Below are 250 nucleotides of genomic sequence, written 5' to 3' on the forward strand. Positions count from 1 at the left end.
ATAGCTTGCCGATGGTTTTTGCCAATGATCGTATCTGCTTCCCAATCGCCTATTCGACTGCGCTGCTCTACAATTGCTGGCCTGTCTTCGATAAATTGTCTATTCGGTATACTGCCTCTTCGCTCTAGGGCGTGTTGACATATAAAAAGCTGTTAACTTTTCCCGAAGTGTGTTTACATTCTAGATTTTAAAGAATGAAACGATGCTGCGACTGATGTTGAGAGATGATCAATGGGAACGAATTGCGCCT

Annotated in this window: 1 pseudogene; it reads right to left on the reverse strand. The window is 43.2% G+C overall.

Going from position 1 to position 250, the window contains the following annotated elements:
• Positions 1-122: pseudogene (locus ACO0KV_RS18435) on the reverse strand (IS30 family transposase); the annotation flags it as partial.
• Positions 123-250 lie beyond the last annotated feature (128 nt).

Origin of the sequence: Undibacterium sp. RuRC25W (assembly GCF_049339825.1) — a bacterium.
GTDB lineage: Bacteria > Pseudomonadota > Gammaproteobacteria > Burkholderiales > Burkholderiaceae_D > Undibacterium.